This is a genomic window from Crossiella sp. SN42 (assembly GCF_023897065.1).
Classification (GTDB): domain Bacteria; phylum Actinomycetota; class Actinomycetes; order Mycobacteriales; family Pseudonocardiaceae; genus Crossiella.
This window is the reverse complement of the sequence record NZ_JAMHIV010000046.1, coordinates 24,617-45,660: the sequence shown is the minus strand read 5'-3', so window position 1 is coordinate 45,660 and position 21,044 is coordinate 24,617. Positions and strand designations below refer to the sequence as shown.

The 21,044-nt window shown below is 72.9% G+C and carries 13 protein-coding genes; 5 read left to right on the top strand and 8 right to left on the bottom strand.

Annotation, left to right across the window (positions count from 1 at the left end; all coding sequences use genetic code 11):
• Nucleotides 1–8: 8 nt before the first annotated feature.
• The 3 genes from M8C13_RS39545 (at nucleotide 9) to M8C13_RS39535 (ending at nucleotide 9,258) form a co-directional block, all read left to right on the top strand.
• Entirely contained in the window at nucleotides 9–851 is an 843-nt protein-coding gene (locus M8C13_RS39545; RefSeq protein ID WP_252485953.1) for an alpha/beta hydrolase family protein, read from the top strand.
• A gap of 137 nt (nucleotides 852–988) precedes the next feature.
• Nucleotides 989–2,743 carry a fatty acyl-AMP ligase gene (locus tag M8C13_RS39540; protein ID WP_252485952.1) on the top strand — a complete coding sequence of 585 codons (1,755 nt, stop codon included), beginning with the start codon at nucleotides 989–991 and terminating at the stop codon, nucleotides 2,741–2,743.
• The gene (locus tag M8C13_RS39535; RefSeq protein ID WP_252485951.1) at nucleotides 2,740–9,258 is read left to right on the top strand and encodes a type I polyketide synthase; all 6,519 of its coding nucleotides are present in this window, start codon (nucleotides 2,740–2,742) and stop codon (nucleotides 9,256–9,258) included. The genes M8C13_RS39540 and M8C13_RS39535 overlap by 4 nt, the downstream gene beginning before the upstream one ends.
• Before the next feature lie 40 nt (nucleotides 9,259–9,298).
• Here the strand turns inward: M8C13_RS39535 and M8C13_RS39530 are convergent, their stop codons facing one another.
• The 6 genes from M8C13_RS39530 to M8C13_RS39505 all read right to left on the bottom strand — a co-directional run bounded on the left by M8C13_RS39530 (nucleotide 9,299) and on the right by M8C13_RS39505 (nucleotide 16,162).
• Entirely contained in the window at nucleotides 9,299–10,003 is a 705-nt protein-coding gene (locus tag M8C13_RS39530) for an MgtC/SapB family protein (protein WP_252485950.1), read from the bottom strand.
• Nucleotides 10,000–11,265 (bottom strand): nitrate/sulfonate/bicarbonate ABC transporter ATP-binding protein, encoded by a 1,266-nt coding sequence (locus M8C13_RS39525; protein ID WP_252485949.1) that lies wholly within the window; start codon nucleotides 11,263–11,265, stop codon nucleotides 10,000–10,002. Before M8C13_RS39525 ends, M8C13_RS39530 begins: the two co-directional genes overlap by 4 nt.
• Before the next feature lie 15 nt (nucleotides 11,266–11,280).
• Entirely contained in the window at nucleotides 11,281–13,002 is a 1,722-nt protein-coding gene (locus tag M8C13_RS39520) for an ABC transporter permease subunit (protein ID WP_252485948.1), read from the bottom strand.
• A gap of 199 nt (nucleotides 13,003–13,201) precedes the next feature.
• Nucleotides 13,202–14,287, bottom strand: a complete 1,086-nt coding sequence (locus M8C13_RS39515; RefSeq protein WP_252485947.1) for a DUF2332 domain-containing protein — start codon at nucleotides 14,285–14,287, stop codon at nucleotides 13,202–13,204.
• 117 nt (nucleotides 14,288–14,404) lie between these two features.
• Complete coding sequence (locus M8C13_RS39510) at nucleotides 14,405–15,334, bottom strand: superoxide dismutase (protein ID WP_252485946.1); 930 nt, start codon at nucleotides 15,332–15,334, stop codon at nucleotides 14,405–14,407.
• 90 nt (nucleotides 15,335–15,424) lie between these two features.
• Nucleotides 15,425–16,162 carry a hypothetical protein gene (locus M8C13_RS39505; protein WP_252485945.1) on the bottom strand — a complete coding sequence of 246 codons (738 nt, stop codon included), beginning with the start codon at nucleotides 16,160–16,162 and terminating at the stop codon, nucleotides 15,425–15,427.
• Between the two features lie 71 nt (nucleotides 16,163–16,233).
• On the opposite strand from M8C13_RS39505, the gene M8C13_RS39500 reads away from it, so the two are divergent.
• Nucleotides 16,234–16,911 (top strand): metallophosphoesterase, encoded by a 678-nt coding sequence (locus tag M8C13_RS39500; RefSeq protein WP_252485944.1) that lies wholly within the window; start codon nucleotides 16,234–16,236, stop codon nucleotides 16,909–16,911.
• Entirely contained in the window at nucleotides 16,901–17,746 is an 846-nt protein-coding gene (locus M8C13_RS39495) for a chromosome partitioning protein ParB (protein ID WP_252485943.1), read from the top strand. Before M8C13_RS39500 ends, M8C13_RS39495 begins: the two co-directional genes overlap by 11 nt.
• On the opposite strand, the gene M8C13_RS39490 is transcribed toward M8C13_RS39495, so the two are convergent.
• Both M8C13_RS39490 and M8C13_RS39485 read right to left on the bottom strand, forming a co-directional pair.
• Nucleotides 17,743–18,483, bottom strand: a complete 741-nt coding sequence (locus tag M8C13_RS39490; protein ID WP_252485942.1) for an STAS domain-containing protein — start codon at nucleotides 18,481–18,483, stop codon at nucleotides 17,743–17,745. The genes M8C13_RS39495 and M8C13_RS39490 overlap by 4 nt on opposite strands.
• A 229-nt stretch (nucleotides 18,484–18,712) precedes the next feature.
• Entirely contained in the window at nucleotides 18,713–20,983 is a 2,271-nt protein-coding gene (locus M8C13_RS39485; RefSeq protein WP_252485941.1) for a LuxR C-terminal-related transcriptional regulator, read from the bottom strand.
• Between the last annotated feature and the right edge of the window lie 61 nt (nucleotides 20,984–21,044).

Genomic DNA, 21,044 nt, shown 5'->3' with positions numbered 1-21,044 from the left:
CTTCTCGTATGCACAGTGAACGCTGGCGCGACGACCGCGTGGTTGACATCCAGGTGAAATCTTCCGCGTTACGCCGGGAGGCCGAACTCACACTTCTGGTTCCCCGGCAGTGGCGCGAAAGCAAACAGGGCTGGCCGACGCTGTACCTGTTGCACGGCGCGGGCGATGACCATACCTGCTGGCTCCGCTGGACAGATATCCTTCACTTGGCCGACGAGGCCGGGATTCTGGTCGTGATGCCGCCGGGCGGCCGGGTCGGGCTGTACAGCGACTGGCTGGCGCCGGATCACGTGGGAACGATCCCACACTGGGATGAATTCGTTTTCAGTGAAGTTCCCGAGCTGCTGGAAAAGCATTACCGGGCCAGTGACGTCCGGGCCGGGGCCGGGGTCTCGATGGGCGGCTACGGCGTGCTGCGCGGCGCGCAGCGGCATCCCGGCTTCTTCCGCGCGGTCGCCTCCTTCAGCGGTCTGCTGCACACCACCCGCCGCGGCATGCCGGCCTTCGCCCGCGCGATGCTCCGCCGGGAAGGGGAAAAGGCCAGCTCACTGTGGGCGTCGCGGGCGCACTGGCTGGCCGAGGACCCCTACCGCAACGCCGAGGCGCTGCGCGGCACCCCGCTGCACCTGTCCACCGGCGACGGGCGGCGCGGCCCGCTGGACCGGCGGTTCTCCGGCGGCTCGGTGCTGGAGTGGATCATCGGCCCCGGCACGCTCGACCTGGCCGCGCGACTGGGGCAGCTGGGCATTCCGGTGAGCCTGCACGCCTATGCGGGCACGCACACCTGGCCTTATTGGCGGCGCGAACTGAACACTACCTTTCCTTTTCTGCTCTCGGCACTACGAAAGTAGGGTCTGGCACGTGCCTGGGTTCACATACCCAGGGAGGTTGCATTCCTAACGATCCGTTCGACAATGGATTCACACCGGCCATTCGACGACGCACGGCCGCTCCCTCAGCTCCCTTCCCCGAAAAGGGTGACTCTCCGATGAACCACATCGAATTCGCCGTGCCGGCACAGCACGACTTCACCGGGTCGATGCCGCTCACCGGTTTTCTGCACCGAAACGCGAACAGCGACCGCCCGGCATTCACCTTCGTCGACTACAACGAGGACCGGGCCGGGATCGAGCACACGCTGACCTGGCGCGAGCTGGACCTGCGGGCCCGCGCGCTGGCCGGGCAGCTGCGCCAGACCACCGCGCCGGGAGCCAGGGTGGCCATCCTGACCCCGCACGACCTCAACTACGTGGTCGCGTTCCTGGGCTGCCTGTACGCGGGCGTGATCGGCGTGCCGCTGTTCGCGCCCGAGGTGAGCCTGCACGGGTCCCGGCTGGTCGGCGCGCTGGCCGACTGCGATCCCGAGGTGTGGCTGGCCACGGAGAACGCGTTGCCGCAGGTGCGCAAGCTGCTCGACGGCGAGCTGGCGCCCAGCCCGAAGCAGGTGCTCGCGGTGGACAAGGTGGATCCGTCGGCGGCGGCGGGTTTCCGGCCCGCGCTGGTGTCCATGGACGACCCGGCCTACCTCCAGTACACCTCCGGCTCCACCAGGGCGCCCAGCGGCGCGGTGATCACGCACCGGAACCTGGTGGTGAACTCCGCGCAGATCGCCGCGGCCTACGGCATGGACGCCGGTTACACCTGCTCCGGCTGGATCCCGTTCTTCCACGACATGGGCCTGATGTCGATGCTCGCGGTGCCGGTGCTGCTGGGCGCGCACTCGGTGTTCTGCACCCCGTTCGCCTTCCTGCAGCGGCCGGAGCGCTGGCTGCGCCAGCTGGCCGCGCACCCGAACACGCTGACCGCGGCGCCGAACTTCGCCTACGACTACGCCGTCGCGCGCACCAGTGACGAGTTCAAGTCCACTGTGAACCTGTCCAGGGTCAAGATCATGATCAACGGCAGCGAGCCGGTGCGGGCCAAGACGATCGAGCGGTTCAACGCCGCCTTCGGCCCGGCCGGACTGGCCCCCGAGGCGCACCGCCCGTCCTACGGCCTGGCCGAGGCCACCGTGTACGTCACCGCCACCGGAGCCGCCGGACCAACCGTGCTCAAGGTTGACCGGGCCGAGCTCAGCGCGGGCAGGCTGACACCGTCCACTTCGGACACCGCACTCGAACTGGTCGGCGCGGGCACCGGCATCGCGTTGCGGGTGCTGGTGGTCGACCCGGCCACCGGCGCGGCGCTGCCCGAGGGCGCGGTCGGCGAGGTGTGGGTGCACGGGCCGAACGTGGCCGACGGCTACTGGCAGAAACCCGAGGAGTCCGCACAGGACTTCGACGGCCACCTGACCAGCGGCCCGGACTCGGCCCCGGAACGCGGCTGGCTGCGCACCGGCGACCTGGGCGCGCTGCACCAGGGCGAGCTGTTCATCACCGGCCGGGCCAAGGACCTGATCATCATCGACGGCAAGAACCACTACCCGCAGGACATCGAGGGCACCGTGCACGAGGCGCACCCCGCGGTCCGGCGGGACTACGTGGCCGCCTTCGCGCTCACCGAGGGCGCGGACGAGCGCGTGGTGGTGATCGCCGAGTACTCCCGGCACGTGCCGGAGCCGGACCGGGACCCGGCCGCGGTCGCCCTAGCGGTGCGCCAGGCCGTCTCGGCCCACCACGACCTGCGGCTGGCCGACTTCCGGCTGGTGCCGCCCGGCAAGGTGCGGCGCACCTCCAGCGGCAAGATCGCCCGCGGCGCGACCAGGGACCAGTACCTCAGCGGGGCATACGGAGAGCTGCTATGACCACCAGGCAACAACTCCAGGACTGGCTGCTGCGCCGGGTGGCCGAGACCGTCGGCCGCACGCCGGAGGAGATCGACGTGCACCAGCCGCTGGACAGCTACGGGCTGTCCTCGCGGGACGCGGTGGCGCTGTCCGGTCAGCTGGAGGACCACCTCGACCGCAGTCTTCCGGCGACGCTGGTCTGGGAGCACCCGACGATCGCCGGAATCAGCGCGGCCCTGCTCGATGGGGCCGCGCCACGGGCCGCTGACGCCGTCCCGCCCGCGGCGTCAGCGGCCCCGCAAGCCACCGAGCCGATCGCGGTGGTCGGCCTCGGCTGCCGCCTGCCCGGCGGGGTCGACGGCCCGGAAGCCTTCTGGGACCTGCTTTCCAGCGGCCGTGAGGTCATCTCCGAGGTGCCCGAGCAGCGCTGGGCCGGGCACGCCGGTTCGCCGGAGGCGGCCGAGGTGCTGGCCCGCACCACCCGCTGGGGCGGCTACCTGGACGACATCACCGGCTTCGACGCCGACTTCTTCGGCATCAGCCCGCGCGAGGCGGCCGGCATGGACCCGCAGCAACGACTGCTGCTGGAGGTCAGCTGGGAAGCCCTGGAGCACGCCGGGATCGCGCCCGCCGGGCTGCGCGGCAGCCGGACCGGGGTGTTCGTCGGGATCAGCGGCAACGAGTACGGGCAGCTGGCGATCAGCGAGGCCGAGCGGATCGACGCCTGGAGCGGCACCGGCGCGGCGCTGAGCATCGCGGCCAACCGGCTCTCCTACGTGCTGGACCTGCGTGGGCCGAGTGTGGCGGTGGACAGCGCCTGCTCCTCCTCGCTGGTCGCGGTGCACCTGGCCATGCAGAGCCTGCGCGCCGGGGAGAGCGAGGTGGCCCTGGCCGGCGGCGTGAACCTGTTGCTGGGCCCCGGTGTCACGGTCAACTTCGACCAGATGGGCGTCACCTCGCCAGATGGCCGGTGCCGGGCCTTCGACGCCGCGGCCAACGGCATGGTCCGGGCCGAGGGCGCGGGCGTGGTGGTGCTCAAGCGCTTGGCCGACGCCCGGCGGGACGGGGACCGGGTGCTCGCGGTGCTGCGCGGGTCGGCGGTCAACTCCGACGGCCGGTCCAACGGCATCACCGCACCCAACCCGGAGGCCCAGGAAGCCTTGCTGCGCACGGCTTACGCCAACGCGGGCATCGCACCGTCCGAAGTGGACTACGTGGAGGCACACGGCACCGGCACGCTGCTCGGCGATCCGATCGAGGCCGGTTCGCTGGGCGCGGTGCTCGGCGCGGACCGCGAGCCCGGCGCGCCGCTGCTGATCGGGTCGGTGAAGACCAACGTGGGTCACCTGGAGGCCGCGGCCGGCATCACCGGGCTGATCAAGGTGGTGCTGTCGCTGGCCCACGACGCCATCCCGGCCAGCCTGCACTTCACCGAGCCCAACCCGCACATCCCGTTCGACCGGCTTGGACTGGCGGTGGCCGCCGAGTCCCAGCCGTGGCCGCGTCAGGACCGCCCGGCCCGCGCCGGAGTCTCCGGTTTCGGGTTCGGCGGCACCAACGCGCACGTGATCGTCGAGGAGGTAGCCGCGACTGCCTCTGTTTCGACGGTGGAGGGGCCGGATGGCTACCTGTTGTCCGGCCCCTCTCCAGAACGAATCCGGGACAGCGCGGGCCGGCTGGCCGAGTGGCTGGCCACCGCGCAGACCGATCTCGGCGCGGTCCGCGACGCGCTGCACCGGCGGTTCGCCGGGCCGAGCCGGGCGCTGGTCACCGCCGAGAACAAGGCCGAGCTGCTGGAAGGCTTGCGCACGTTGGCCGCTGGCCGGGTCGCGCCGAACATCGCGGTGAGCCGGGGCGACCGGCTCGGTTCCGGGGTGGTGTGGGTGTTCTCCGGGCACGGCTCGCAGTGGGCGGGCATGGGCGCGGAGCTGCTGGCCACCGAGCCGGTGTTCGCCGAGGCGCTGTCCGAAGTGGACGAACTGGTGCGCGCGGCGGCCGGGTTCTCGCCGCTGGAGCTGTTGTCGGCCAAGGCCGAGCTGAACGGGTTCGCCGTGGTACAGCCGACGCTGTTCGCGGTGCAGGTGGCCCTGGCCGAGCTGTGGCGTGCCGCCGGGGTGCGGCCGGACGCGGTGATCGGGCACTCGGTGGGCGAGGTGGCCGCGGCCGTGGTGAGCGGCGCGCTGTCACTGGCCGACGGGGTGCGGGTGGTCACCGCGCGGTCCCGGCTGGCCGCGGAGCTGGCTCAGCCGGGGGTGATGGCCGCGCTGGAGCTGCGCGCGGACGAGCTGCCCGAGCTGGCCGCCGGACTGTCCGATGTGGACATCGCGGTGCGGAACGCGCCCGGCCAGACCGTGGTCGCCGGACCGGCCGAGGCGGTGGCCGAGCTGGTGGCCCGGGTGGAGGCGAGCGGGCGGATGGCCCGGCTGGTCAAGGTGGACGTGGCCAGCCACTCCGCCCTGGTCGAGCCGGTGCTGCCCGCGCTGGCCGCCGAGCTGCGCGGACTGCGCGGCCGCAAGCCGGAGATCCCCTTCTACAGCACGGTGTCCGAGCAGCCGAGGTTCGACTCCGGCTACTGGGTGGCCAACCTGCGGCAGCCGGTGCGCTTCGCCGAGGCGGTCTCCCGCGCGCTGGCCGACGGGTTCGGCGTGTTCCTGGAGATCGCCCCGCACCCGGTGCTGGCCCAGGCGATCACCGAGACCGCGCGGGCCGAGGAGGCCGATCCGGTGGTGCTGGCCAGCCTGCGCCGCCAGGAGCCGGAACGCAGGCAGCTGCGGCACGAGCTGGGCAGGCTGCGCCTGGCCGGGCATCCGCTGCCCAAGGCCGGGGCCGGGTTCGCCGAACTGCCCACCACGCCCTGGCGGCACCAGCCGTACTGGGTCGCGCCGAGCCGCCGCCGCGGTGGCGCCACCGCCGGACATCCGTTGCTGGGCACGCACCTGGAGCTGCCGGAGGACGGCAGGCACCTGTGGTCGGCCGAGGTCGGGCTGGAGGCGCTGCCCTGGCTGACCGACCACCGGGTGGACGACGTGCCGGTGCTGCCGGGCGTGGCCTACGCCGAGATCGCGCTGTCCGCGGCCAGCGCGGCCTTCGGGCTGCCGGTCGGGCAGGTGCAGGCCAGCGACGTGGCGCTGCACCGGCCGCTGGCGCTGGGCGCGCGCACCGGGCTGACCACGGTGCTGATCCCCGGCGGCGGGCTGCGCGGACTGGTCAACATCTACAGCCGGGCCGAGGACGACAGCTGGACGCTGCACGCCACCGCCAAGGTGGCCGCGGCCGAACCGGCGGAGGCCAAGCTGGCGCCCTTCGACGGCTCGGACCTGTTGTCCGGCCCGGGAATCGAGCGGGCCGAGCTGTACCGGCGGCTGCGCGCCCTCGGCCAGCAGCACGGCCCGGCCTTCGCCGGGGTGACCGAGGTGCACGCCACCGGCGACGGCACCGCCGCGGCCAGCGTGGTGCTGCCCGAGCAGGCCCCGCCGAACTCGCGGTTCGCCGCGCACCCCGCGGTGCTGGACTCCTGCCTGCAGGTGCTCGGCGCGGCGCTGCCGCCGGTGGCGGACAACGAGCTGCACCTGCCGATGGAGTTCGGCGCGGTGCGGGTCTACGGCGAGGTCAGCCAGGGCGGCCTGTGCCAGGTCCGGGTCTCCGGCGAGGGCGGCGGCATCCTGGCCGACGTCCAGCTCAGCGATCCGGACGGCAGGCTGGTGCTGGAGATCAACGGCGTGTTCGTGCGCAAGGTGCGCCGGACCGAGCTGACCGTGCCGCTGGGTGAGCTGCTGCTGGAAACGGTGTGGCAGCGCGCGGATCTGCCGCCCGCCCCGGTGGGCGAGACCAGCGGGACCTGGCTGGTGATCGGCGAGGACGACAAGCTGGTCTGCGACCTGGCCGACGGCCTCGCCGCCGCGGGCAGGCACCCGATCCTGCTGTCCACTGTGGACATCACCGCCGAGCTGCTGGCCGAGGTGCTGGACCAGGCGGCGCCGGCCGGGATCGTGCTGGTGCAACCGGATCCGGACGGTCCGGAGGGCCTGGACGCGGCGCTGCGGCTGACCGTGGCCGCCTCCGCCGTGGTCGGCGCGGTCGCCGAACGCGGCCTGACCCCGAGGTTGTGGCTGGTCGGCGGGGGCGGGGCCGATGTGGTGGGCGCGGAGCTGGTGCGCCCGGCCGCGGCCGCGCTGCGCGGACTGGCCAGGGTGCTGGCCTTCGAGCAGCCCGCGCTGCGGGCCAGCTGGGTGGACGTGGACGCCACCGCGGCGGTGGCCGAACTGCTGGCCGAGCTGCTCGGCGGCGGCACCGAGGACGAGGTGGCCTGGCGCGGCGGGGTCCGGTACGCGGCCCGGCTGCGGCGGGCGACCCTGCCCGAACCGGCCGAGGCGCCGGTGGTGCGCTCCGGCGGCGCGTACGTGGTCACCGGCGGACTCGGCGGACTCGGCCTGGTGCTGGCGAGCTGGCTGGTGGAGCGGGGCGCGGGCAAGGTGGTGCTCAACGGCCGGTCCAACCCCGGCACCACCGCCCGGCAGATGATCACCGAGCTGCGCGCCGCTGGTGCCGTGGTCGAGGTGGTCACCGGGGACATCGCCGAACCCGGGGTGGCCGAACGGCTGGTCGAGGTGGCCCAGGACGGGTCCAGCCTGCGCGGTGTGGTGCACGCGGCCGCGGTGCTGGACGACCGGGTGCTGGGCCGGCTGGACGCGGACAACGTGCGCCGGGTGTGGCGGCCCAAGGCCTACGGCGCCTGGCGGCTGCACGAGGCCACCAGCGGGCTGCCACTGGACTGGTGGCTCGGCTTCTCCTCCGCGGCCGCGCTGCTCGGCTCACCGGGCCAGGCCGCCTACGCCGCGGCGAACGCCTACCTGGACGCGGTCACCGCCCGCCGCCGCGGCGAGGGCCAGGTGGCGGCCACCATCAACTGGGGCACCTGGGCTGAGGTCGGCCTGGCCGCCCAGCGCGAGGTCGGCGCGGTCGCCGCGATCACCCCGGACCAGGGTGTGGCCGCGCTGGAGGCGGTGCTGGCCTCCGGCCGCCCGGCCACCGGCGTGCTGCGCCTGGACGTGCGGGCGCTGGCCGAGCTGTTCCCGGAGGCGGCCAGGACGCCGTTCTTCGCCGAGCTGGTCCCGGCCGCGCCGGTCGCCGAGGTCGAGTGGCCCGGGGTCGAAGCACTGTCCACAGTGGACCCAGCGGAGGCCCGCCGGATCGCGGCCGGGCAGCTGCGGGCCAGGGTGGCCGGGCTGATGGGCTTCGCCGCCGAGTCGCTGCCCGCGGAGTCGCCGCTGACCGGGCTCGGCCTGGACTCGCTGCTGGCGGTCCGGGTGAAGAACGCGGTGCAGCACGACTTCGGGCTCACCCTGCCCACCGCGCTGCTGCTGCGCGGCGCGAGCCTGGCCGAGCTGGAGACCTGGCTGTTCGGCGAACTTTCGCTGGGGGCCAGGGAGTCCGGTCCCGCGCAGCCGGTCAGGGTGCCGCCGAGGGACGCGGCCGAACGGTTGGTCAGCGCGGTGTGGCAGGAGGTGCTGCTGCGCCCGGTCGGGGTCACCGAGACCTTCGAGTCCGCCGGTGGCACCCCGGTGCAGGCCGAGCGGATCGCCGGGCTGCTGGCCGAGCGCAGCGGCCGGGTGCTGCGGGTGGACGAGCTGTTCGCGGTGCCCACGGTGGAGGGCATGGCCCGCTGGGTGCGGGAGCGCGAGGTCGGCAGCGGCCAGTCGCCGCTGCGGGTGCTGCGCAGGGACGGCGGCCAGCCACCGCTGTTCTTCTTCCACCCGGCCGGCGGCGACACCGCGGTCTACCGGCAGCTGGTCGACCTGCTCGACCCCGACCAGCCCGCCTACGGCCTGGACCGGGTGGACCACGTGCGCGAGCTGCCGGAGAAGGCGGGCTGCTACCTGGACCACGTGCGCGCGGTGCAGCCCAGCGGCCCCTACCGGCTGGCCGGCTGGTCCCTCGGCGGGTTCCTGGCCTACGAGGTGGCCCAGCAGCTCACCGCGGCCGGCGCGGAGGTGGAGCTGGTGGCGATGATCGACTCGCTGAACCCGCTGCCGCTACCGGCGGGCCTGGACGAGGTGCGGCTGGCCGAGCTGCGCTTCCGCCGCTTCGCCGACTTCCTGGAAGCCAGCTACGGCAGGCGGATCGAGCTGCCGTACGACGTGCTGGCCCGGCTGGACGACGAGGAGCAGATCGACCTGCTGATCGAGCAGATGACCGCGCACCAGCTGGTCAACGTGGAGGTGAGCACCGCGATCCTGCACCACCAGCGCACCTCGTTCCTGGACACCAGGGTCCTGGAGCGCTACCAGCCGGAGCTCTACGACGGCCGGGTGGTGCTCTACAGCGCCGCCGACAAGACCCCCGGCGGCCTGAAGGACCCGCGCTTCGACCGGGACGACGCCCCGCTGGGCTGGGACGAGTTCGCCCCGGCGCTGGAGGTGGTCCGGGTGCCCGGCCACCACCTCTCGGTGCTGGACCCGCCCAACGTCGAGGTGATCGGCGCGCACCTGAAGCAGCTGCTGCGTTCGCTGAGCTCAGCGCCGAACCGGCAGTGAGACCCCCGGCCCCGGCGAGCTCCGCCGGGGCCGGGGCGGGTCAGACCTCCGGGTCGGACTCCACGACCCGCCAGCTGACCGAGCTGATGCCCGGTTCCAGGCTCAGGCGGCTGACCGCGGACTCCAGTTCGGTGCCCTGCTTGCCCTTGCCGGACAGCCGCGCGGTGACCTCCACCTTGCCGGAGGCGCCCAGGTCCTCGCTTTCCAGGCCCTGCAACACAAATCCGGCCGTGGTCACCGACTGCACGACCAGCGCGCGGATGTGCGCCTCCTCGGCGTCCCGGCAGACCGCCTTGAAGTCGTACAGGTAGCGCCGGTCGGTCTCGGACTGGGTGCGGTCGACCTTGCGGGCCAGCGAGCGCAGCACCACGTTGGCCAGCACGATCGCCGCCGCCCCCGCCGCGGCGTGCGGGAACAGCCCGGCGCCAGCCAGGCAGCCGACGCCGGCCGCGCCCCAGATGGTGGCCGCGGTGTTGATCCCGCGCAGGCTCACCCCGTCCCGGATGATCACGCCCGCGCCCAGGAAACCGATACCGGAGACCACCTGGGCGGCGATCCTGGTCGGGCTGCCCTCGCCCGGGGTGAGCACGCTGAGCAGCACGAACAGCGCCGCCCCTGTGGCCACCAGCGCGTTGGTGCGCAGCCCGGCCATCCGGGCCCGCCACTGCCGCTCCAGCCCGATCACCGAGCCGAGCACCAGCGCCGAGCCCAGCCGGGCGGCGACCTCCCACCACAGCAACGTCATGACCGCTCTCCGTCCGCCAGCACCAGCTCCTGCGCCACCGCGTCGAAGTCGAACAGCTCGCCGTAGCGGCCCCAGTCCACGGCCACGGCGAGTTGCCGCATCGCCTCCTGTTGGGTGAACCCGCGGCGCAGCAGGTCCAGGAAGAAGGTCTGCCGCAGCCGTCCGGTGCGGCTGGTGCGCAACGCGTGCGTGATCATCCCGATCAGCGGCGCGTGCGCCTCGGCCAGCTTGGCGAACTGCCGCTTGCTGGCCGGGATGTCCGCCTCGGCCCACACCTGCCCGTCCAGGGTCAGGTGCGCCCCGGCCCCGGCCACCTCGACCAGGCCGAGCATGCCGGCCGCGTCCACCAGCGGCATCAGGTCGTCGACCTCGAAGGACAGCTGCGCGGCCAGCTCGGGCAACTCGGCTCGGCCGCCGCTGCCCGCGACCAGCTCGACCAGGCCCGCCAGGCCGCCGACGGTGGCCTCGGGGAGCGGGCGCATGAGCGGGGTGCGCGGGTCAGGAATGGTGCGGCCCGCGGCCGAGCCGGTGAGAGCGGTGTAGATCTGGTCCACCACGGCCAGGAACCCCGCACCGCGCCGGTCTCTCGGCCTGCTCAGCGGCACGGTGATCTCCGCGGTGATCCGGCCGGGGTTTGCTCCCAACACCAGCACCCGGTCGGCCAAGAGCACGGCCTCCTCGATGTTGTGCGTGACCACGCAGATCGCCCTGGTCGGGAACCGCGCGCTGCCCCACAGCGCCATCAGCTCGCTGCGCAGGTTCTCCGCAGTGAGCACGTCCAGCGCGGAGAACGGCTCGTCCATCAGCAGCGCGTCCGGCTCCAGCACCAGCGCGCGGGCGAAGCCGACCCGCTGCCGCATGCCGCCGGAGAGCTCCTTCGGGTAGGCCCCGGCGAAGCCGTCCAGGCCGATCAGGTCGATCATCTCCTCGGCCCGCCGCCGCCGTTCCGCCTGCGCGACCCCGCGCGCCTGCAAGCCGAGCTCCACGTTCTCCCGCACGGTCAGCCAGGGCAGCAGCGCGAAGCTCTGGAACACCATGGCGGTGCCGGGGTTCGCCCCGCGCAGCGCCTCGCCGCGGTAGCTGACCCGGCCGCTGCTGGGCTCGACCAGCCCGGCGATGGTGCGCAGCAGCGTCGACTTGCCGGAACCGGACTTGCCGAGCAGCGCGACCACCTCGCCCGCGCGCAGTTCCAGGTTGATGTCGGCCAGCACGGGCAGGCCGCTGAAGTTCTTGGAGACGTGCTCCAGTGCCACGATGGTCATGTCAGCACTCCGATCTCAGAGGTGGTAGCGGCGCTGGGCGAGGGCCTGGAGCGGCCGCCAGCAGAGCCGGTTGAGGGCGACGACGTAGGCGCTCATGACCACCACGCCGATCAGGATGTGCGGCTGGTTGCCGCTCTCGGTGGCGGTCTTGATGTAGGCGCCCAGGCCGGTGGCGGTGAGCGTGTCGCCGCCGTAGGAGACGAACTCCGAGACGATCGAGGCGTTCCACGCGCCGCCGGCCGCGGTCAGCGCGCCGGTGACCCAGGCCGGGAACACCGCGGGCAGGATCAGCCGCCGCCAGCGCAGCCAGCCGCGCAGCCGCAGGTCCGCGGCGGCCTCGCGCAGGTCGGCCGGGATCGCGCTGGCCCCGGCGATCACGTTGAACAGCACGTACCACTGCGCGCCCAGGCTCATCAGCAGGATGCCGCCCCAGTCCAGGGTGACGCCGGTGCCGATGAGCAGCGCGGTGACGAACGGGAACAGGAAGTTGGTCGGGAAGCTCGCCAGCACCTGCACCACCGGCTGGGCCAGCCGGGACACCCTCGGGTGCAGCCCGATCCACACCCCGACCGGCACCCACACCAGCGAGGACACCGCCACGATCAGCAGCACCCGGCCGAAGGTGACCAGGCCCAGCCAGGCGGCCTCGCCGACATCGGCCCAGCTCGCGGTGCCGGCCAGGTAGCCGACCGCGGACACCGTGCCCCAGCCCAGCAGCGCCAGCACCGCGACCAGCAGCGCAGCGTCACCCAGCCCGCGGCGGCCAGCCGAGACCTGCCAGTGGTCCCTCGGCCTGCCGAAGACCCTGGCCGCCCGGTCCAGCCCCTCGCCCAGCGGGCGCAGCAGCGCGGCCAGGCGGCGGGGCAGGCTGGAGCGGCGCAGCAGGTCCAGCACCAGGCTGCGCGGCGCGGTGGCCGCCTCGGCCTCCTCGATCCGGAACCGCTCGGCCCAGGCCGTCAGCGGCCGCCAGAACAGCAGGTTCACCGCCAGCACCAGCAGCACCATGGCGCCGATGGCCAGCAGCAGCCGGTCGTCCTGGGCGCGTTCGGTGGCCGCGGCCACGTAGCTGCCGATGCCGGGCAGCGCGTAGCTCTGGTTGAGCACGCTGATCGCCTCGGCGGCCACCACGAAGAACCAGCCGCCGCCGAAGCTCATCATCCCGTTCCACAGCAGCGGGATCACCGTGCTCGGCGCGTCCAGCTTCCAGAACCGCTGCCAGCGGGTCAGCCGCAGCATGGTGGCCGCCTCACCGAGCTCCCTCGGCTGCGCGCGCAATGCCTGGTACCAGGCGAAGGTCATGTTCCACGCCTGCGAGGTGAAGATGGCGAATACCGACGCGCATTCCACCCCGAGCGTGGAACCCGGGAAAAGCGCGATGAATCCGGTGACCGTGACGGAGAGGAAACCCAGGATCGGCACCGACTGGAGAATGTCCAGGGCAGGCAGGATGATCTTTTCCGCGCGCCGGGACCGGGCCGCCAGCGTGCCTGCCACCATGGTGAAGACCAACGAGAGCGCGAACGCGGCGAACATCCGCAGCAGCGTGCGGCCCGCGTAGTAGGGCAGCACCGAGGGATCGGTGCTGATCCGGTCCAGGGAATGGTCGGCGGGCAGCGGCGCGATGACGCCCGCGCCGAGGCGGATGGCCAGGTAGAGCAGCAGGCCGACGCCCAGCGCGACGGCGGCGTCGGTCAGCACGGCGCGACGGCGTGCGGGCACGCCAAGGACAGCGAACATGACGGGATCCGAACTGTGCGAATGCCGGAAAAAGGGCAGCAGAAGTCACCGGCTACGCCAGCTCAGGGCGCACCGGGAAATAAGAGAAGAAAGAAGTCAGAAACGACTACTAGGAGGATCACCGAGAGTCATGGGCGATCACCTCCTAGCGCGCGTGCGAAATCGAGCAAACCTTCAGCAGGCTAGCAGCGATTCCGGATCAGCTCCAGCGTTGTTCGTCCCATGTGAACGGGATCCCATGTCCGGAGCCACTGCCCAGGTGCAGCGAAATTCCGGCAGGCCACAATCGGAGCAACAGGTCGAAGCGGAACAAACCGCCCACCCGTTCCCTGGGCTCGTAGACCAGCAGCGCCAGCGGGCTCTCCTCGGTGGCGCGGGCGGCCGCGTCGGCCAGCACGGTGCGGCCCTGCGCGCGCTGCGCGGGTGAGACGTACTGCCAGACCACCGAGTGCCAGACCACGGTGAGCACGCCCGGCCGCGGCTGGGCCAGCTGCCGCCGCAGCCACTCCGGCCCGGCGGCGCGCTCCACCTTCACCGGGTCGTCCACGGCCAGCCGCATGGCCCGCTGCAACCGGCGCCAGCGGTCCAGCTGGTCCGGCCAGATGAAGGAGGACAGCTGCCGCTGCCCGTCCAAAGTGGACACGTCCACCGGGTTGAGGTCACAGCCTGCGCGCTCCACCAGCTCCAGCGGCAGGTCCAGGTCGACCGGCGGCAGGCCGGTCCACTCCGGGTCGAGCAGCAGGCGGCTGCCCTTGTCACCGAGCACCCTGCCGTCGGCCAGCCGGTAGCCGACCCGGTGCGGGCGCAGGTTCAGCCCGCCGCTCGCGCCGATCTCCAGCAACCGGACCGGATACGGCTCGGCCCGGCCGACCGCGGCGGCGGCCCGGCTCGCGGCCACCAGCAGCCCGCCGTAGAGCGGGGCGGTGCGGCCGGGTTCGTTGGTCTGCACGACCGTGGAGCGCACCAGGCCGCGCAGCTCGTCGGCGTGCTCGGCGAGCACCGGCTGGGCGTCCGACCAGAGCTTGCCCAGGTCGGTGGCGCCGCCGACGCTCGGGTAGTGCTTGGCCAGGCTGGGGGCCTTGCCCTCCAGCACCAGCCGATGCAGTGAGCCTGCGAATCGCAGACCGGGCACACTTCCGCGCCGGTCCCGCTCGGATCCGGCCATCACCGACGCCGTGACGCCACCGGCGGCCAAGTCCTCGGCCGCGGCGGTCAACAGGGCGTGGTTGAGCGGACTCCGCTGGCGGCAACCACGGGCGGCATCCTGGAACAGCTCCACGAGCACAGAGGCGAGGCTAGTCCTTCAAGAACACTGATCGGCAGTCCCCCCAAGGGTTTTCACCCGGCTGCGGAAAGCCGCGGGCAGGAAGCTCAGCACCCGCGGCTCCCCGTGCGGGCGTGGCTACCGAATGTCGACCGCCACCGCGTTGTACGGCGTGGTCGGCGTGGGCGGAGTGGTGAAACGGGCGTTCGGCAGGTACAGCCGGTGACCGAACTGGGCCACCGTGGCGGGCACGTCGAATCTCGGATCGGTGATGGACCGGGTCAGCTTGCCGCTGCTGCCATCCTCGGCCAGCCGGAACTGGGTCACCACGTTGAGCCGGTTCTGCACCACGAACAGCGTGCGGCCCAGCCGGAGCAGCCCGTCACCGTTGGTCAGCAGCGCGCCGCCCAGGTCCACCGTCCTGGCCACGCCGGTGCGCGGGTCGACCCGGAACAGCTTGCCGGTGTTGGACTGCACCACCAGCAGCGCGTCCCCGTCCGGCGTGGTGACCAGGCCGTTGGCGTTGACCCCGGTGGCGCCCTGGACGAAGTCGCCGGTCAGCGGGATGGTGCTGAACTCACCGGCGGCGGGCAGCGAGCCGTTGCGGCCCAACGGCAGCCGGTAGAGCACCGGCTTGAACGAGTCAGTGAAGTAGGCGGCCGAGCGGGTGAGCACAACATCGTTGACGAAGCTGGTGCCCGGTTCGGCGAAGGCATAACTGGCAAGGACCTTGCCCGTCCGGGTGTCCACCACCCGCGCGTCCCCGCCGTTGCCGCCGGAGACGAACAGCCGCCCGCGCCCGTCCACCTTCAACCCGAGCGACGGGGTGCCTGGCCCCTTGCTGAACACGCTGCCCTTGCCGGTGGCCAGGTCGACCTTGAAGATCGAACCGTCCACTCTGGACCCGAAGTAGGCCGAGGCGCCGCCGATGGCGATGCCCTCCGGCTGGAACCCGTTCGGCAGCGGGAACTCAGCGGGGAACGGCGCGGTCCCGGCCACCGCGGCCGGCGCCCCGGCCAGCGCGGCCACCAGCACCGCGGTCCCCGCCAGCAGTCTCCGAACGCGCATCGCTGTTCCTCCCAAGCCGTGGCGAACCTGACCCAGCGACCCTGTCGGACCCAGCTGATGACTTGCTGAAGATGTTGGTGGCAGAGGGGTTCAGCGGTTCATGGTGCGCGGTCCGTTGCGCGGGACCACACCCCGCCGGATGGAGTCCTCGTGGGTGAGCCGCACCCACTCCTTCACGTGCGGACGGCTGAGCAGGAAGAGCACCGCGCCGCAGGCCGCGAGCATGAGGAAGGTGCCCAGCACGGGCAGCAGACTGATCGAGATGTTGCGCATCAGCGAGCGGACCAGGCCGATCGAGCAGATCACGATCGGCAGGCCGGTGGCCATCTGCGACTGTTGCAGGTTGGGGAAGTCCTTGTGCGCGAGGGAGAGCGCGCCGATCAGGTTGAGCAGGCCGGGCCCGGCCACGATGACCGAGATCGGGATCATCACGATCAGGCTGCCCTCGCCGCCGATGCTCATGGCCAGGATGACGATGCCGAAGGCCAGCATGCCGAGGGCCAGCAGGTAGTTGAGCACGATCGCGACCGAGACCTCGCTGGGCCGGTTCGCCTGACCGGGGAGCACCTGCTTGCCGGGACCGGCCTGCGGCGGACCGGGCTGGTAACCGGGGTGCTGCTGGTAGCCGGGCTGGGGCTGGCCGGGCGGCGGGCCACCGGGCTGTTGATACCCGGGCTGGGGCTGGCCCTGCGGGTAGCCGCCAGGCTGCTGGTAGCCGGGTTGTGGCTGGTAGGGCGCTTGCGGCTGCTGGTAGCCGGGCGGCGGGTACCCGCCCTCGTACGGCTGCTGCGGTTGCGGCGGCTGACCCCACTGCGGTGGCTGCGTCATCGTCTCCCCCTGCCTCGACACTGCCCTGGCAAGCTACCGCACCCTGCCGCTGAACGGCCTACTCTCGCCCCATGGCACGGGTGCTCGTGGTCTCCGACGAGGTGGTCGCCCAGCTGTGGACCGAGCAGGTCCGGCAGCACCGGGTCGACCTCATCCTGGGCGCGGGCGACCTGCCCTTCGACTACCTGGAGTACCTGGTCAGCACGCTGGACCGGCCGTGCGTGTTCGTGCCCGGCAACCACGACCCCGACCTGTCTGGCTACAGCAACGTGCGCGGCCTGTGGACCAGGGACGGCATGCCGGCGCGCTGGCCGGGGCCGGCGGGGGCGGCCAACATCGACGGCGCGGTGGTGGACGTGGCCGGGCTGCGGATCGCCGGGCTGGGCGGTTCGATCCGGTACAACGCCGGGCCCAACCAGTGGACCGAGCGGCAGCAGGCGCGCCGGGCCAGGCGGCTGGCCAGGCAGGCGGACTGGCGGCGGCTGCGCGACGGGAAATCCGTGGACGTGCTGCTCACCCACTCGCCACCCTTGGGCTGCGGGGACCGGGAGGACCCGCCGCACCGCGGGTTCGCCTGCCTGCACGACACCGTGCACCGGCTGCGGCCCCGGCTGCTGCTGCACGGCCACATCCACCCGCACGGTGAGATGACACCTGATCGTCGGCTGGGCGACACGCTGGTGCGCAATGTTGTGGGCTATCACCTGCTCGACATCGGATCCACCGAGGAGGTTCGGCGTGCGCGGTGACACCGGTTTCCCCCGGGCCGACGCGGAGAACGACTTCCTGCGCGCCCGGCGGCGGCAGGTGCTGGCCAGGCTGGCCGCCTGGCTGCGCAGGGAGCCCGACGACGTGAACATCATGCTGCCCTTCGACGAGGTGGTGGCCGCGCTGGGCCGGGAGAGCGAACGGCGGCTCGGGCTCCAGGTCATCCGGCTGGACTCGATCGTCGGCAGCGTGGACCGGACCAGGGACTTCGACCGGCGGTTCCGGCCGACCTCGGCCAGGGTGCGGGAGCGCTGGCAGCGGCTGGCGCTGGCCCAGCGGCGCGGGGAGAGCGTGCCACCGATCGAGGTCTACCGGATCGGCGACCTGCACTTCGTCAACGACGGGCACCACCGGGTCTCGGTGGCGCACGCGCTGGGCCTGCGCACCATCGAGGCCTACGTGACCGAGGTGCGCACCAAGCTGGACCCCTACGGCGTGCGGCACCGCGGCGACCTGATCGTCAAGGACTACCGGCGGATCTTCCTGGAGCGGGTGCCGCTGGTCGGGCAGGCCAGGGCCGCGGTGGTGATGAGCGACCCGTGGGACTACGCCGAGCTGGGCGAGTCGGTCGAGGCCTGGGGCTTCCGGCTGATGCAGGACGAGGGCGAGTTCCGGGACCGGGCCACCATCGCGCGGCGCTGGTTCACCGAGGAGTTCACCCCGGTGGTGAGCATGCTGCGCCAGGCCGACCTGGTCGGCGAGCGCACCGAGGCCGAGGCGTACCTGGTGGTCAGCGGCGAGCGCTACCGGCTGATCCGCACCCACCAGTGGAGCGATGAGGTGGTCAACGCGCTGCGGGACCGGATGCGGTCCTAGCCAGAAGAAGTCCTGATCGTCGCCCAGGCCACCCGCCTGCCGTCGCCGGTGGGCGTGTAGCCCCAGGTGTGCGCCACCGCGGCCAGCTCCCGGCCGCGGTCGACGCCGCCGCCCAGCTGCGGCAGGAACGGGTCGTCCACCCGGACCGCCACGGTGAGCAGCCCGTCGCACAGCTCGACCCGCAGCAGCAGGCCCTCGCCCCAGGAGGAGTCCCCGGCCAGCGCCTCGAAGATCAGCCGCTCGGCCACCGAGGTCGCGGCCGCCGCCGAGGCGGGCACGCCCCAGTTCCGGCACACCTCGCCGACCACCTCGGCCACCCACTGCGGGCTGACCCGGCAGACCGGCACGCTGAAGCGCACCCGGTTGCGCGGCGGCGCGTCCAGCACCGAGGCCAGCGCGGCGGGCACGGTCGGGAACACCGGCACGAACTCCAGCACGGTGCTGCGGTCCATCACCGCGCGCAGCTCCGGCCCCGGCGCGGCCAGCAGCAGCGGCACGCCCGGCCAGCGGGCCACCGACAGGCGGACCACGGCGAAGACCGACAGCGGCGCCGGGGTCAGCGCGGTCAGCCTGGACAGGTCGACCACCAGCGCGTGCGGGGCGGGGTCGACCGCGTGCAGCAGCACATCGCGCAACTGCGGGTAGGAACTGGAGTCGAGCAGGCCCTCCACCCGCAGGACGGCGGCATCGCCACCGGCTTCGACCCGCGTCACCAGGACGCTGTCTTCGACCGACATCATCTCCAGCCTCGCTCTTTCTGGCGGCCCGCGAGGACTCTTCAACAGGAGTAAGTGGCGGTGGCGTCGATGGTCGAGGGGGGAGTCAGACATCGACGCCACCCGCCTCCGGCACGGCCACGCAGGGGTCAGCAAACGCGTCGCGCCGGTCCGGAGGGCTCCCGGGGGGAGTGGAACCCTCTGTAGTCATCGTCGGCCGCCCGCGCCCGCGAGAGGACGGGATAAATACCTATCTTTCGGCCGAACCGCTGTCCCGGTTGCGCCGTTGCGCGACCCAGGCCGCGATCCGGGCCCTGGAGCTGAAGCCCAGCTTCTGCAGGATCCGCTCCACGTGGCCCTCCGCGGTGCGCACCGCGATGACCAGGCGCTCGGCGATCTCCTTGTTGGACAGGCCCTCCGCGACCAGCTCGGCCACCTGCCGCTCCCGCTTGGTCAGCGCGTCCGGCGCACCGGCCCTGACCGGCCGGGACCTGGCCGGTGGGCGCAGGTCGAGGGCGAGGTCGATGGCGGCCTCGGTGGTCAGGTCGCGGCCGCGCTCGTGCGCCGCGATGTAGGCGGCCTCGCCGAGCGCGGCCCTGGTCTCGGCCACGCAGCCGGCGTGCGGCTGGAGGAAGTGGCGGGAGCCGAACAGCGGGTAGCCGACCGCGCCCCACTGCGCCTCGGCCGCGCCGAGCAGCACCGCGGCCCGCTCCGGCCTGCCCTCGGCCGCGGCGGTCCAGGCCAGCAGCTCCACCGCGAGCACGATGCCGAGCAGGTCGTGGAAGTCCCGCTTGACCCGCAGTGAGGCCTGCGCGCCTGCCCGCGCGGCGGCCAGGTCACCGCGGCAGAAGTCGACCAGGCCGAGGCAGAAGGTGGCATACGCCGAGGCCCACCGCTCACCGGCGGCGCTGCTCAGCCCGTAGGCGGTGTGGCACAGCCGCGCGGCCCGGTCGAACTCGCCGCGGAAGCTCAGCGCCACGGCCAGTTCCACGTAGCTCATCAGCACGTGCCCGTTGACCAGGCCGAGCCGGTTGTAGCGGTCGATCGCCGAGCCGAACAGCTCGACCGCGTTGTCCAGGTCGTCGCCGAGCAGGCTCAGGCAGCCCAGCCGGTGCACCGCGTAGGCCAGCACCACCTCGTCGCCGTCGCCCTCGGCCAGCGCCTTGACCTCGGTCAGGCAGTCCCGCGCGACCGCCAGCCTGCCCTGCAGGTTGGCCACGTAACCGTTGACCCACAGCGCCTTGCGCCGCGCGGGCCGGTCAGCGAGGTTCTGCTCCAGCGCCCTGCCGAGCCAGTAGCCGCCCTCGGCGAGGTAGCCGCAGCCCGTCCAGTAGCACCACAGCGCGCCGGCCAGCCGCAGGCCGCACTCGGCCCGCTCCGGCGCGGACAGGCAGAACTCCAGCGCGGCCCGCACGTTGGCGTGCTCGGACTCCAGCCAGCGGAAGGTCTCCAGCTGCCTCGGCCCGAACCACTCGCGCTCGGCGCGCTCGATCAGCCGCAGGTAGTGCGCGCAGTGCTTGTGCTGCACCACGATCCGGGCCGGCTCGCCCAGCTTCTCCAGCCCGAACTGGCGCAGGGTCTCCAGCAGCCGGTAGCGGGCGCCCGCCGGATGGTCCTCGCGGCTGAGGATCGACTTGTCCATCAGCCCGGCGACCAGGTCGAAGACCTCCTCCACCAGCAGCCCGTCCCCGCTGCACACCGCGCCTGCCGCGGCCAGGTCGAAGCTGCCGGCGAACACCGAGAGCCGGGCCCACAGCAGCTGTTCCCGCGGCGCGCACAGCTCGAAGCTCCAGTCCACCGCGGCGCGCAGGGTCTGGTGCCTGGGCAGCGCGGCCCTGCTGCCGCCGGTGAGCAGGCCGTAGCGGTCGTGCAGCCGTTCCTCGATCTCGCCGACGGTCAGCGCGCGCACCCGCACCGCGGCCAGCTCGATGGCCAGCGGCAGCCCGTCCAGCTGCTTGCACAACCGGGCCACCGTGGGCAGGTTCTCCGCGGTCAGGGTGAAGTCCGGGGCCACCGCGGCGGCCCGTTCGGCGAAGAGGGTCAGCGCGGTGTCCTGCCGCCGCGCCGCCTCCGGCTCCGGCACCACCAGCGGCGGCACCGGCCAGACCTGTTCGCCGGCCACGCCCAGCGGCTGCCTGCTGGTGGCCAGCACGCGCAGGCCGGGGGCGGCGCGCAGCAGCCGGGCGGCCAGGGCGGCGCAGGCGTCGAGCAGGTGTTCGCAGTTGTCCAGCACCAGCAGCAGGCTCCGGGCGCGCAGCTGTTCGGCGAGCACCTCCAGGCGGTCCCGGCCGGTGTCGTCGTGCAGGCCGAGCGCGGTGGCCACCGCGTGCGGCACCAGCTCCGGGCCGGTCAGGTCGGCCAGCTCGACCAGCCAGACGCCGTCCCGGAAGGAGCGGCGCAGCTCGGCGGCGGCCCTGGCGGCCAGCCGGGTCTTGCCGACGCCGCCCACGCCGGTGAGGGTGAGCAGCCTGGTGCCGCTCAGCTGGCGTTTGACCTCGGCGATGTCCGGACGGCGCCCCACCAGAGTGTTCACCTCGGCCGGCAGGTTCCCCGCCGGCCGCGGTGACAGCGCGCTCCCCACG